At 58.7% G+C, this 13,650-nt stretch carries 10 protein-coding genes; 7 read left to right on the top strand and 3 right to left on the bottom strand.

The window, feature by feature from the left end; all coding sequences use genetic code 11:
• Positions 1–16: 16 nt before the first annotated feature.
• The 3 genes from CUN63_RS21045 to recQ form a co-directional block, all read right to left on the bottom strand.
• Positions 17–1,807, bottom strand: coding sequence for a FimV/HubP family polar landmark protein (locus CUN63_RS21045; RefSeq protein WP_129442104.1), 1,791 nt, complete (start codon positions 1,805–1,807; stop codon positions 17–19).
• Between the two features lie 128 nt (positions 1,808–1,935).
• The gene (locus CUN63_RS21040) at positions 1,936–2,370 is read right to left on the bottom strand and encodes a MarR family transcriptional regulator (protein ID WP_129442102.1); all 435 of its coding nucleotides are present in this window, start codon (positions 2,368–2,370) and stop codon (positions 1,936–1,938) included.
• Between the two features lie 119 nt (positions 2,371–2,489).
• Positions 2,490–4,616, bottom strand: coding sequence for a DNA helicase RecQ (gene recQ, locus CUN63_RS21035; protein WP_129442100.1), 2,127 nt, complete (start codon positions 4,614–4,616; stop codon positions 2,490–2,492).
• 413 nt (positions 4,617–5,029) lie between these two features.
• Between recQ and CUN63_RS21025 the strand changes: the two genes are divergently transcribed.
• From CUN63_RS21025 to CUN63_RS31715, 7 genes are all read left to right on the top strand, one after another.
• Entirely contained in the window at positions 5,030–5,617 is a 588-nt protein-coding gene (locus CUN63_RS21025) for a YecA family protein (protein WP_008156162.1), read from the top strand.
• 10 nt (positions 5,618–5,627) lie between these two features.
• Positions 5,628–6,023 carry a YbaN family protein gene (locus CUN63_RS21020; RefSeq protein WP_129442098.1) on the top strand — a complete coding sequence of 132 codons (396 nt, stop codon included), beginning with the start codon at positions 5,628–5,630 and terminating at the stop codon, positions 6,021–6,023.
• Positions 6,024–6,254: 231 nt separating this feature from the next.
• Positions 6,255–6,971: a cysteine protease LapG gene (gene lapG, locus CUN63_RS21015; RefSeq protein WP_129442096.1), complete on the top strand. Its 717-nt coding sequence runs from the start codon at positions 6,255–6,257 to the stop codon at positions 6,969–6,971.
• 22 nt (positions 6,972–6,993) lie between these two features.
• Positions 6,994–8,934: a cyclic di-GMP receptor LapD gene (lapD, locus tag CUN63_RS21010; RefSeq protein ID WP_129442094.1), complete on the top strand. Its 1,941-nt coding sequence runs from the start codon at positions 6,994–6,996 to the stop codon at positions 8,932–8,934.
• A gap of 131 nt (positions 8,935–9,065) precedes the next feature.
• A complete protein-coding gene (locus tag CUN63_RS32295) occupies positions 9,066–10,994 on the top strand; it encodes a hypothetical protein (RefSeq protein ID WP_256657559.1) in 1,929 nt (642 codons plus the stop codon).
• A 12-nt stretch (positions 10,995–11,006) separates the two neighbouring features.
• Positions 11,007–13,019, top strand: coding sequence for an Ig-like domain-containing protein (locus CUN63_RS32290; protein ID WP_256657558.1), 2,013 nt, complete (start codon positions 11,007–11,009; stop codon positions 13,017–13,019).
• A 241-nt stretch (positions 13,020–13,260) separates the two neighbouring features.
• A partial coding sequence (locus CUN63_RS31715; RefSeq protein WP_165353264.1) for a hypothetical protein occupies positions 13,261–13,650 on the top strand: 390 nt, incomplete at its 3' end.

Genomic DNA, 13,650 nt, shown 5'->3' with positions numbered 1-13,650 from the left:
GAGCCAGAGGGCGCCGCTATGATAGCCCGGCGAGCAGGTTCCGGGCGGTCTGCTTAAGCGGCTCGTTACCTTCCTTGAGCAACTCGTTAAGCAGTTCGATGGCGCAGTCCAGATCGCCGTCATCAATGCAGGTCTGGGCTTGTTCCAGTTTATCGGCGCTGCTCGGCTCGGCCGGTTCCAGGTTCAGCGGTTCCAGTTCCAGCGACTGGCCGGGGTCGCCGAACTCGTTGAGAAAGGTGTCATCCAGAGACTGCGAATCAGGCTCGGCGACCCATTCAAGTTGGGGCTCGTCCAGCGTCGAGTCGTCGGGCATTTCAAACACCTCGGGCAAGACGTGCAGGTTCGAGACAAACGGCGGCTCGACCGACGCGGATTCGCTCGATGGCTTCGCGGCGGAAGGCGAGTCCTCAAAAGGGCTGATCAAGTCCCAACTCGAATCCATCGACAGGTCATCCAGGTTCAACTGGAACTCATCGTTGGGTGCTGCTTCGGCAATCGAAATCTTGGGGGGAATGATTGAAGCTGCGACGGTCAACGCTACCGCACTGCTCAATTTCGGGTGTCGGGCGCGAATATTCTTAAGTTCTTGCAGGTCGTATCCGGCGTCACGCAGGTTGTTTTCCTGTGCTTCATAGGCGGGTACGTCACCCTGTTTACCCAAGACTTCCAACAGCTGAACGGCTAGATCCGTTCGCTGCGGCGCCTTGATCAGCGCCTCTCGCAACAAACCGGCCGCTTCGGAAAAACGGCCATAGGCCAGATAGATTCCGACCCCTTCGAGTACATCGCCTGCGGGCGTCTCTTCACCCGATTCAGTTGCCGGTTGCAACTCTGAAGATTGGGCAACCGGTTCTGCCGTGCGATTGAGCACCGGTTCATGCGGTGATGGCAAAACAGGTAAAGCGTCGGGCAATGCCTGAACCTGTTGTCGTTGACGCCGAACGAACAACCCCAGCAACACCAGAGCCACCACCGCCAGTAACCCGACAATCAGCCCCCAGTTGGTAGCCTCAGGCTCTTCAACAATGGCCGGCGCGGGAGCCACAACGACGGGTGCAACCGGCTCTGCCGCTGCGGTCTTGATTTCCGCCAATTGGGTTTGCAGTTCAGTCACCTGCTTTTTCTGACCGGCGACCTGCTCCTCCTGGGCCTGAAGCTTCGCAGTCAATTCATCGATGGTTGCTTGCAGCTGCTGGTTTTGCAGCACGCTGGCGGCCAGTTGTTCGGCAACGGGATCACTCACAGGCGCTGCGGCAGGTTGATCGACGCGAGGAGCCGGGGGCTTTTTGCCCTTCGCCGCAGGTGGCTGCGCAACGGCCGGCTCAACCGTCGGGAATCCAGAGGACTGAACGTCGGTCAACGGTTCGTCAGTGACGGGAACAATCCCCGGCGAACCCGGCGGATCGATCAGGACCGTGTACTCGCGCAGCACACGCCCGTTGGGCTGATTGAGCTGCACCAGGAAATTCAGGAAAGGTTCAGTGACCGGTTTGCTGGAGCTCACCCGGATCAGGCTGCGGTTGCCGCGCAGGATCGGCGTGAATTTCAGATTATTGAGGAAGAACACCCGATCGATGCCGGCGCGGCTGAACTCGTCCGCTGTCGCGAGGCTGACCGAGAGTTCACCCTCCTCCAGACCTGCGGCATCTTCCAGTGCGATGTCGGCGCGAAACGGCTGATTCAGCGCCGAATGCAGGGTTATATCACCCAAGCCCAACGCGGGCGCCAATGCAGAGTAAGTGACAGCACCACCGACCAGAAGCAGCCTGGCGCAACACCGCAAAACCATGTGCCAACTCTCGAGCATGAGCATCCCTTAGATAACCAGAACCATCTTGTACGCGTTCGCACATCCGGTACGAACACGATATTGCCAAGTAGTTCTTTATAGTCTGCCCAACGGGGTATCTCAAAAGTCCTGGGTGCGTTTATGCCTCAAGACTTTTCCAGGTTCGCCAGAATGTGCCCGTGGACACGCATGCAGACCTTCAAGTCCGCCTCATCGACGCCGTCGAACAATTCGTGGCGCAGTTGGGTGGCAATGGTTTCAATTTGTTCGATCAAGGGAAGGGCCGGGGCACAGAGGACGATTTTCTTCGCCCGGCGGTCTTCCAGCACCGATTGACGTTGCACCAGTCCCTGGTTTTCGAGGCTGTCGAGCAGACGAGCCAGGGTCGGCCCTTCAACGCCGACGCTTTGCGCCAGTTCACGCTGGGTCGGGGCATCGTCAAAACGCGCCAGGTGCAGCAGCACCAGCCAGCGCGCCTGGGACAGTCCCAGGCCAGCCAGACGGCGGTCCAGTTCGGCACGCCAGCCGCGCGACATCTGGGCCAGTTGCATGCCAAAACGGTGTTGGTCGGTTAACGGCATAAAACACTCATGATTAGACTGAAATAAAGAAAAACTAATTATTAGTCAGCTAAGCATGACCCTTGGCTGGAGGCAAGGCTTGCTCTGTACTGAATCGTTACATCTATGTGGCAGGTCACCTAAATCTCGAATTCGGATTGCAGCGCCGCCCGAACACAGTACAAAACCCCTTCCGGCACTCTCCCGGCGAACAGTGCGGCAATCTCCGACACGGGCGGCAATTCGCCCTCGCCGTCGAGGAACGCGTCCTGGATTTCGCCCATCAACTCTTCGGGCAGATCCAGCGCTTGCTCCAGCGACAACTGCTGCTTGCCAATCGCTTCGGCGAGCAGGGTGTAGACGTTCTTTTCCGAGCATTGCAGCTGACCGGCGATCTGCAACGGTGTCATGCCGGCGCGGGCCAGGGTGATCAGTTCGTGGCGCAGGTCGGCCACCACTTTCGGCGCCTCGACTTGCCCGCCGAGGACTTCGAGGAAGGCCTCGCCGTAACGCTCCAGCTTGCGCGCGCCAACGCCGCTGACCGTGGCCATTTCCGACAGCGAGGTCGGCTGGCTGCGGAGCATTTCCAGCAGCGTTGAATCGGGGAAGATGACGTACGGCGGCACACCATGCTCTTCGGCGAGCTTGCGACGCAGGGCACGCAAGGCTTCCCACTGTTCGCGCTCTTCGCCGCGAACCAGCTGGCTCGCCTGGCTCTTGCTGCTTTTGGCCGTGGTTTGCGGCTTGAGGTCGCGACGCAGCTCCAGGGTCACTTCGCCCTTGAGCAGCGGACGACAGGTGTCACTCAGACGCAGGCCGCCGTAGCCTTCCAGGTCGATGTCCGCCAGACCGCGGGCAACCAGCTGACGGAACAAGGAGCGCCATTCGCTCTCGCCCATTGCTTTGCCAACGCCATACACCGACAGATGTTGATGGCCGAAGCTGCGAACCTTTTCGTTGTCCTTGCCCAGCAATACATCGACCAAATGCCCGACACCGTAGCGCTGGCCGGTGCGGTAGATCGCCGAAAGCGCCTGACGGGCCGGCTCGGTGGCGTCCCAGGTCTGCACGCCATCGACGCAGTTGTCGCAATGGCCGCACGGCTCAGGCATGTCTTCGTCGAAATAGGCCAGCAGCGTCTGGCGACGGCAGCGGGTTTCTTCGCAGAGCGAGAGCATGGCGTCGAGCTTGTGCTGCTCCAGACGTTTGTGGCGCTCGTCGCCCTCGGAGTTCTGCAACATCTGCTTGAGCATCACCACGTCTTGCAGGCCGTAAGCCATCCAGGCGTCTGCCGGCAGACCGTCACGGCCGCCGCGACCGGTTTCCTGGTAGTAAGCCTCAAGGGATTTTGGCAAATCGAGGTGAGCGACAAAGCGCACGTTGGGCTTGTCGATGCCCATGCCGAACGCCACGGTGGCGACCATGATCAGGCCTTCCTCATTAAGGAAGCGCTTCTGGTGGTGAGCCCGGGTATCGTTGGGCAGGCCGGCGTGGTACGGCAGTGCCGGGAAGCCTTGCTCGCTGAGGAACACCGCCACTTCGTCGACTTTCTTGCGCGACAGGCAATAGACAATGCCGGCATCGCTGCGCCGTTCGGCGAGGAACGCCAGCAACTGCTTGCGCGGCTGCTCTTTGGGCACGATGCGATAGAAAATGTTGGGACGGTCGAAACTCGACAGAAAGCGCTCGGCATCCTGAAGATGAAGGCGGTCGACGATTTCTTCCCGGGTACGCTTGTCGGCGGTGGCGGTCAGGGCGATACGCGGGACGTTGGGGAACAGTTCCGCCAACTGGCCCAATTGCAGGTATTCGCGGCGGAAGTCGTGGCCCCATTGGGACACGCAGTGGGCTTCATCGATGGCGAACAGGGCAATTTCAAGACTTTGCAGGAAAGCCAGCATCCGTGGCTGAACCAGACGCTCGGGCGCGAGATAAAGCATTTTCACTTCACCGCGCTTGATCCGTGCCGCCAGATCGCGCTGCTGCTCGGCGCTTAGCGTGGAATTCAATGCCGCCGCCGCGACGCCCAGCTCTTCGAGGGTGGCGACCTGGTCATCCATCAGTGCGATCAGCGGCGACACCACCACCGCCAGGCCTTCGCGCAACAGCGCCGGCACCTGGAAGCACAAGGACTTGCCGCCACCGGTAGGCATCAGCACCAGGGCGTCGCCGCCACTGGCCACGCGCTCAATGATTGCACCCTGACGGCCACGGAAACTGTCGTAGCCGAAGATGTCCTTGAGGACGCGTTGAGCCTGTTCGAGCATAGAAACTCCAAAAATCACAAAAACATCCCTGCAAGGCTGGTTCAGAACCACGAAGGCTGCACCGACAAATCGTAAGTGCGCATTGCATGACGCTTCACATTCCAGCCGCGACGCCGGCAGGGCATCACAAAACGCGCGAGTATACCCGAGCGATGTCCGGCAAAGGGTGCCACTGAGAAGACATACGAAAGTCAATCTGGCGCAATCCCTGTGGGAGCGGGCTTGCTCGCGAAGGCGGCTTAACGTTCAACATTTGCGTTGACTGAAACACCGCTTTCGCGAGCAAGCCCGCTCCCACAGGGATTGCGGTGTTTCGCGGGGCCGCGATGGGGCAAATATGCCGCGCGGCTGGCCCAAGCGCTCAAGAAGGCCTAGAATTCCCGCATCTGTTTAATTCCCAAGGTAGCCCTTTAATGTCCTTCGCTGAGCAACTAACCCGCCTGCAAGTCTTCCTCGACGCCGACGAACTGCATGACGAGGCGCTGGACTACGTGGCCGCCCACGGCTACCTCACTGCGCTGTCGATCTGTTCCGAAACCGTTCCCGACCGTGAATGGATCGACGCCCTCTTCGCCGAAGAGCCGCATTACGCCGACGACACCGAGCGTGAAGCGATCGAATCCACCCTGTTGGCCCTCAAGGCTCACATCGCTCGCCAACTGGCATCCGATGAAGAGTTCGAGTTGCCCTGCGACCTGGACCTGGGCGAAGAGCCGGATGACTCCGACCTGCGCGGCTGGTGTATCGGTTTCATGGAAGGCGTGTTCCTGCGCGAAGCGGCCTGGTTCGAAACCGCCGAAGACGAAGTCAGCGAAATGCTGCTGCCGATCATGGTCGGTTCGGGTCTGTTCGACGAACAGCCTGAGTTCGAAGACATCGCCAAAGACGCCAACCTGATGGACGACATGATCGTGCAGATCCCGGAAGCCCTGACCGCGCTGTACCTGCTATGCCAGGCGCCAGACGAAAAACCGGCGATCCTCAAGCCTCGTCACCACTAAGGTTTTGCCTATGGACAACCCCATAGGCAACCGCTCCCTGATGTTGCGTTACGTGCTGCTGGCCATTGGCTGGCTGAGCGTAGCGCTGGGGGTAATCGGGATTTTCCTGCCAGTGTTACCCACCACGCCCTTCCTGCTGCTGGCGGCCGCCTGCTTCGCCCGCAGTTCGCCGCGTTTCTATCATTGGCTGGTTGAACATCCGCGGCTTGGGCCGTGGGTTCGCGATTACCTGAGCGGCAACGGCATCCCGCTCAAAGGCAAGGTCTACGCCATCGGCCTGATGTGGGCGAGCATCCTGCTCTCCTGCTATCTGGTGCCCCTGCCGTGGGCGCGGGGGTTCATGCTGACCAGCGCCGTTCTGGTGACCGTCTACATCCTCAAACAGAAAACCCTGCACAAATCCTGAATTCACCACGCTCCCTGTAGCAGCTGCCGAAGGCTGCGTTCGGCTGCGAAGCAGTCGTGAAATCAGGCAACGCGGTCTTCCAGTTAAACCCGGGATTCAGGATTTACGACTGCTTCGCAGCCGAACGCAGGCTCCGCCAGCTGCTACAAGTCCGCGTACCAACCGACGATTTGTCCTGCCTCCCCAAAAACACCGCCTAGACTTCAGGCATCTGCACCCGAGCGGCCAGACATGTCCCGCAGTCCGCGTAGTCCGCGTAGTCCCGGATGGTCAACGCTCCGACTTCGGCTCGGCGGATGGCTGTTGCTGATCACTTTTCTGTTGGCCGGGCTGGGCAGTGTCTGGGCCAACTGGAGTTTTACGCAGATTCTGCATACCGCCGAAGATCGCTACGGCACCCTCGGCCCGGGACGGGGAAGGATCGAGGCCTGGAGTCAGATGCTGCAAAGCGAAGTCAACGCGCCCGAGCGCGAGCAACTGAACGCGGTCAATCGCTTCTTCAATCAGCAACTGAGCTTTCTGGACGATACCCGCATCTGGCATCAGACCGATTACTGGGCCACGCCCGTCGAATCCCTGATCAAGGGTTCCGCTGATTGCGAGGACTACGCACTGGCGAAATATTTCAGTCTGCGCTACCTGGGAATTCCCAGCGAAAAACTACGCATCACCTACGTCAAAGCCCTGACCCAGAACCAGGCGCACATGGTGCTGACTTTCTACAACAGCCCCACGGCCGATCCGCTGGTGCTGGACAACTTGATCGGCGAGGTCCGCCCCGCCTCCCAACGCAAAGACTTGTTGCCGGTGTACGCCTTCAACGCAGAAGGCCTGTACTTGCCGGGAGCCAATGGCGGCAAACGCAGCAGCGACTCGAAAAAACTGTCGCGCTGGCAGGACGTACTAAAAAAGATGCAGGCCGAAGGGTTCGCCGTGGGCGACGGCTAGCCACCTGAGCAAGGAGCGATTTATGTCACTGCGTAAACAGTTGTTTCTCGCCATCTGCCTGTTCTTGCTGGTGGCGTTCAGCGGCAGTTTTTTTGTCAGTCTGGAAAGCTCTCGCGACCAGATGCTCGGCCAGTTGCGCTCCCACGCCCAGGACGCCGCCACCGCGTTGGGTTTGTCGTTGACGGCGCAAATCGATGACCCGGCCATGATCGAACTAATGGTCAGCTCGATTTTCGACAGCGGTTATTTCAACAGCATTCGAATCATCAACATCGAGGATGCGCAGGTGCTGGTGGAGCGCAGTGCGCCGGGGCAAATCGAGGGCGTTCCCGCCTGGTTTGTGAGCCTGGTCAACCTGCACCCAGCCGGTGGCGAAGCGCTGATCATGCGCGGCTGGGTCCAGGCGGCACGGGTCGAAGTGTTGAGCAATCCGCAGTTCGCCCTGGCCAAACTATGGGACAGCACCCTCGGCAGCCTGATCTGGTTACTGGTGTGTGGTCTGCTCAGTGCCGTGTTTGGTGGCTGGTTGCTGCGCCGGCAATTTCGTCCACTCGACACCATGGTCAAACAAGCCGAAGCCATCAGCAAACGCGAGTTCCTCAGCCTGCCGAAACTGCCGCGCACACCGGAGTTGAAACGCGTGGTATTGGCCATGAACCAGATGGTCGAGAAGCTCAAAACGCTGTTCGCCGAAGAGGTCGCACGCAGTGAAAAACTGCGGGTCGAGTCCTATCAGGACAACCTTACAGGCCTGGCCAATCGACGCTTGCTGGATGAAGAGTTGGCCGACGAGTTGCTGGTCTCCGAGCAGAGCAGCGACGGCCATTTGCTGATGCTGCGGATCAACGATCTGGTCGGTCTCAACCAACGCTTGGGTGGCCAGCGCACCGATGCGCTGATCAGCGCCGTCGGTGAATTACTCAAGCGCTTGACCCAGCCACCGGAACGTCGCACCTGGCTAGCCGCGCGCAATCGTGGCGGTGAATTCAGCCTGCTGACGCCAGGGCTGGACAGCACCGACGCCGCACGCCTGGCCTGCGAAATCAGCGCCACCCTGGAAAACCTGCGCCTGACCGGCGCCAGCGACGCCATGCCGGTGGCGCATTTGGGGATCGCCCCTTACCACCCCGGTGAGCCGGCCAGTGACGTGCTGCTGCGACTGGATCAGGCGTTGATCGAAGCCCGGCAACATCCCGAGCGCCCGTGGGTTCACTTGGCCGATTCCATCACCGAGCCGAACCCGTCCCCAAACGACTGGCAAACCTGGATCGACGACGCCCTGACCCACGGCAAGATGCAACTGTATTTCCAGCCGGTGGTGCAATGCGCCGACACCAGCCAGGTGCTGCATCACAAAGTCCTCGCGCGCCTGATCGACCCTCAGGGCGAGGCGATAGCCGCCGGGCATTTCCTGCCGTGGATCGAGCGTCTCGGCTGGTCGGCGCGGTTCGACCTGGCGATGCTCGAAGCGACCCTCGACTACCTCATCGTCAATCGTTGGCCCCTGGCGTTAAGCCTGTCCGGCAGCACCCTGCGCGATCCAGCGCAACTGCAACACATCCTCGACATGCTCGAATCGCTGCCTGAACTCGCGCCCCTGCTGATTCTGGAAATCGACGAACGCCAACTGCCACCTCAGGAAGAACTGCAACGCCTGAGCCACAGCCTGCTCAACACTGGTTACCGCATCGGTCTGCAGCATTTTGGCGGCAGCTTCGGCCAGATCGGCAACCTGACTCAACTGGGGCTGGCTTACTTGAAAATCGATGGTGCTTACATCCGTCACATTGATGAGCAGAGTGATAAACGGCTATTTATCGAAGCGATATTTCGGGCAACCAACAGTATTGATTTGCCGTTGATTGCGGAGATGGTGGAAACCAAAGGAGAGCTGGAGGTGATCCGGGAGTTGGGATTGTTTGGAGTGATGGGGCGGTTGATTGGGCCGCCGGAGCCGATGTGAGGGGAACGACCGTTCGTCTTAAACCTGTGTGTACCTGTCAGATCTGACAGTAGCCGGCAGACGATCAATTGACCTAAAAGAAGAGAAGCCCGCAGAAGCGCTGCGCCCCTCATCTTCAGACGGAGTTGATCATGTCCTCATTAAGCCGGTTCCTGTTTATACCTCGAGAAGAACTCTCCACGGTCATAACACCACTACAATTGTGGCCGTTGTTCATCGCGGGGATGATCCGCCCTGTCGTGGATGCTGATGGCGGTATCAATATTGCGGTCGTCAAAGAGCATGCCGGCGGGATGTTATGCGTGATTGACCGCTACGACGACAAAATGGCAGTCGATGATCACCTGAAAATTTTCTGGAACAAAAAGCTGATCCATGAGCTGAAAGTAAAGCCTGAAGAGCTTAACAAACGACTGTTCTTTTTCCTGCCAACAAACGATGTCGTACCGGGCTTGGCAGAGTGTTATTACCAATTGACCCGTGCCGGAGAAACCGTACCCGACGACCCGTCGGCCCAATTGAAGCTTTTGGTCAAACTGGACAAACCCGCCGGTGATGATAAGGAACCTCATAAGCCCTGGCATTCGGCACTTGAGATGATTCGGTTGCCTCAGGATGTCATCGACAATGGCGTCACTAAAGAGTGGGCTGCCAAGGGTGTACCGATGACCATCAAGGCTTATCCGGGGATCACCCTGCGCGACGTCATCCAGGTGCAGTGGGGCAGTGTGTTTCTCCTGTCGCACGAGTTATCGCAGGCAGAAGTGGACGGCACTGCCGAAATTGTAATTACAGCCCAACCAGCCGACATTCTGACCGCCGGTGACGCCGATAAAGTACGCGTCCATTACGAGGTACATGATGAGCTGTGGAATTACAGTGAAAAATGGTCAAAAGACACCACTGTTTTAGTTGAAGCCGGCGCTGCTCGCCTGGATGCGGCCATTTTCAAGGAAGCGGATAACGGGCAAATTCATCTCAAGGATCTGGACCATCAACCCGTCACGCTGCAAATCCTTATGAAGAGTGGCGATGAGTTCGATCCGGGCGACATCATTAAAATCAGGGTCATTGGCACCCCGCTGCCGGGGAGCCCGCCACGAACATTTACAGCCGAGGCCACTGTTTCGAATATTCCCCACATTCTTGAGAGGTTCATACCCTTTGAATTCGTAAGTCTCTTTGCCCTGGGAACGCTCGATGCCTCTTATGAGTTACACAAAAAGGTCGGCGGGGAGATCCTCTCTTCCAAACGCGCCTTTGTCGATGTGATCGGCGATCCCGCACAACTGCCGGCCCCAACGATCAATGAGGTGATCGGAGCCGTGCTACCGGCCGATGCCATGATGGCAACGGTGGTAATCCGTTACCCGAGCATTGCCAACGGGGACTGGATCAACCTGATTTGGGAGGGCACGACTTCAGACGCCACTCCGTATGTGCATGAAGAGCAACACGCCGTCAGCGACGACGAGCAAAAAGAAGGCGGCGTCATTGTTTATGTTTGGGGTGAGCATATCCAGGCGTTGAACAATGGCAGCCTCAAGCTGTATTACCGGGTGTCCAACGACACCACCCACCAATATGGCGTCAGCAAATCCGATTTCCTGAGAGTCGAGGTCGGATCGCTGCGGGCGACGCTGCCGGCGCCGGAAGTCGAGGAAGCCAAGGACGGGGTGATCGATCCCTCTCAGGTTTACACCCAGGCCCATGTGCTGATCAAACCTGTCAACTGGGTCAAGGGCGACACACTGACTTATCACTGGATTGGCATCAATCCCTTCGGGACTACCCAAGGCAGCGTGCCCATCACGATGACGACTATCGGCCAGCCGGTACGCTTCCGGGTAGACGCCAGGTTCGTCTCGGCCAATATCGGCTACAACGTCACCGTCAGGTATACCCTCCTGCATGCCGCCACTCGGAAGTACAGCTACTCGGCGCCCCTGGAAGTAATGGTTGGCATACCGTTGGGGCTGTTACCGCCGCCCAAGGTTGTCCAGGCTCCCAGCGGAACACTCAATCCGATGGATGCGCTCAACGGTGTTGATATCGAGTGAAGCTACGCATCCATGGATGAAACGCTGGACTCACTTGGATTGAAATGGCGGGGAACGCCTGGGGATGGCACTTCGGAAGATCTCGAAAAACCCGCCGAAGCCTCCGGTACGGTCACGTTTCACCTGCCTGCGAAAGTGGTCGGTGCCAACATCCGTCGCGAGGTGTCGGTCAGTTACGCAGTGCAGCGTTATAACCTGTGGACTCCTTCCGAAGAGCTATCACTGAACATACTGGGCTTCCAGGACCCTGAGAAAGACCTGCCAACGCCAGAGGTTCCGCTGGCGTTGGCAGGGGTGCTGGATCTGATGGAGTTTACCGGCGACGCCAGGGTTCTAGTGAAGTCTTGGCCATTCAGCGCGGCCAGGCAACGTGTCTGGCTGAGTGTCGAGGGGCGCACCAGCACCGGCGTTTACATAATCGATTTGCTCAAGGGCCATTCGCTCAGCGACCCGCAAGCAACCCAGGGGTTGAACGAAACACTGCTCAGAACGGAGTTATTGAAACTGGTTCATCGTTCGGACATCACCGTGAAGTGCAAGGTGATCTTCGATGGCAGCACGGATGAAGCCACCGCGATCGACTTCCCGAGCCTGCAACTGAATATCCACACACGCTACGACTATCTGAAACCCATTATCACCTCCGTGAAAAATGCGCAAAATATCGACATTCCCGAAGGCGCGTTGACCTACGACAAACGTCTGACAATACAAGGCACGGCAACACGGGGTGAAACAGTCGACGTCCAGATAAACGAAGTCTCTAAAGACCAGCCTACCGTCAATGAGAGCGGAATATGGACGCAGCCGGTGGAGCTTATCGCGGGCTTGCATCGTGTCATAGCCATTGCCCAGTACGACGCCGATGAGAAGAACAGTGAACCGAGGACGTTCACAATCGGTATCGCCACCGAACCCAAAATTACCGCGCTCAACGACTCCAAAGGCCCTGTCGCTTATAACGGAACGGCCTACGACACCGAAGTCACGGTGACCGTCAAGGCGGATCCCAATCAGCGTATCCAGCTCTATGATGGCGCTGCGGCCATTGGTGCCCCCATCCCCCTTGACGGCAATGGCAATGGAACCACCAAGCTCTCCAGTCTGAGCCAGAAGGTTTACTCCATTAAAGCCAAGGCGCTTTACGGTGATCAGTTGGAGTCTCCAGCACACGTCTTTACGGCCAAGCTCCACCTTACTGTGACGCTAGACTCAGTCAGGCATTCAGGAGGAGAGCTGAGCAACGGAGGCCGAACCACCGATGCATCTGTCAGCCTGACGGGCAAGGTAACGCCTTTGTATGACGTGCAGATCTATGACAACAATGGTGCCAAACATACCGCGCGGGGAGGCACCACCGGCATCTGGACAACCTCGCTGGCAATAGCCCTTGGCGGGCACTCGATATACGTCAAAGCACTGGCCACTGGGCAGAACTCCGCTACACGGAGCTTCACGAGGGACGTTCCGCTGCCGCCGCTGAACTTCAATACCAACCCGGTCACATTGAGTGGCAGGACGTACATCCTGCGGGACTATCCTGAGCTCTTGCCGGCGTTCGGTGCGGGCAACTCGGTGCAGCACCAAGCCTCCGGTGGGCGGCCGGGTTACATCTACACCTCCAGCAACCCGGGTGTCGCTGCAGTCAACGGGGCAGGTCTTGTCACTGTCCGTGGCCGGGGGGCAACCACTATCACCGCCAGAGATGCGGCTGGCCAGTCCAAGAGTTACACCGTGACAGTGACGGGGGTAATCCACTGCATAGGCCTGGGTAATGCAACGTGGGGAACTGCGAATGCATCCGCGTCCGCCAACGGGGCGCGTATTCCGAGCATGGGCGAGCTCAACGAAATACACGCGGCCTACGGCGCGCGTTGGCCTATGGGTAATCACCATTACTGGTCAACCGACCCAAGCAACTATTGGTGGCCGTGGCAAGCCAGGAAAACCAAATATCTGGTCTGGGGAGGTGAAGGCTCCGGGAAGTTAACTGGCCATTATTCGAACGTGCTAGCTATCCGATAGAAGGAAGACCTTCAGCACGGACGCAAAACGTGTGGTTACTGCTGCCGACTTGCAGTTTTTCATTAGCTGTAATCCCGTCCGATCAGCTACAGATCGGACGGGCATTCCTTGTCGCGGGTCAGCCCGTCGTGAATTACCGTTCATCGGAAACTACTCCTGGCCTGTTATTTTTGACAGTAGCCAACCCTCCCGCCTCCAGCCTTAAATCACTCCATCGCCTCTCACCGACCGGAGTGCCGCCATGCTCGTCCAAGCCCTGAAAAACCTCAGCCCGCTAGCCCTGCTCGCCCCGGAAATCCCCGGAGCCCTCGAGCCCCGGCCACCGGCGGAAGAATGGGGCATCAACCTCGCCGCCGCCCAGCTCAACTTTCCGGACCAGGGCCTGAAGGTCCAGATCCCGATCTGGTCGAACAAGAACCTGGGCGACAAGGTCGAGCTGCTGCTCAACAACAACGTGGTCGATCAACACACCATCAGCGCCCCCGTCGAACTGACCGAGCGCGCCACCCTGTTCGTCGCCCCGGGCCGCCTGCAGACAGGGCCATGGGAACTGTCCTACCGGGTGACGCGGCTGCATCAGCAACCCGAACCCTTCACCCCGCCGCTCAAGCTCTACGTCAAACTCGACGAC

It is taken from the genome of Pseudomonas sp. ACM7 (genome assembly GCF_004136015.1).
GTDB classification, from domain to species: domain Bacteria; phylum Pseudomonadota; class Gammaproteobacteria; order Pseudomonadales; family Pseudomonadaceae; genus Aquipseudomonas; species Aquipseudomonas frigoris.
Note: the sequence above shows the minus strand (reverse complement) of the source record. Positions and strands in the feature narration are given on the sequence as shown.

Bases quoted from the DNA above. Each gene is read 5' to 3' on its own strand.
- CUN63_RS21045 (WP_129442104.1), bottom strand. From the start codon at position 1,807: ATGCTCGAGAGTTGGCACATGGTTTTGCGGTGTTGCGCCAGGCTGCTT.
- CUN63_RS21040 (WP_129442102.1), bottom strand. From the start codon at position 2,370: ATGCCGTTAACCGACCAACACCGTTTTGGCATGCAACTGGCCCAGATG.
- recQ (WP_129442100.1), bottom strand. From the start codon at position 4,616: ATGCTCGAACAGGCTCAACGCGTCCTCAAGGACATCTTCGGCTACGAC.
- CUN63_RS21025 (WP_008156162.1), top strand. From the start codon at position 5,030: ATGTCCTTCGCTGAGCAACTAACCCGCCTGCAAGTCTTCCTCGACGCC.
- CUN63_RS21020 (WP_129442098.1), top strand. From the start codon at position 5,628: ATGGACAACCCCATAGGCAACCGCTCCCTGATGTTGCGTTACGTGCTG.
- lapG (WP_129442096.1), top strand. From the start codon at position 6,255: ATGTCCCGCAGTCCGCGTAGTCCGCGTAGTCCCGGATGGTCAACGCTC.
- lapD (WP_129442094.1), top strand. From the start codon at position 6,994: ATGTCACTGCGTAAACAGTTGTTTCTCGCCATCTGCCTGTTCTTGCTG.
- CUN63_RS32295 (WP_256657559.1), top strand. From the start codon at position 9,066: ATGTCCTCATTAAGCCGGTTCCTGTTTATACCTCGAGAAGAACTCTCC.
- CUN63_RS32290 (WP_256657558.1), top strand. From the start codon at position 11,007: ATGGATGAAACGCTGGACTCACTTGGATTGAAATGGCGGGGAACGCCT.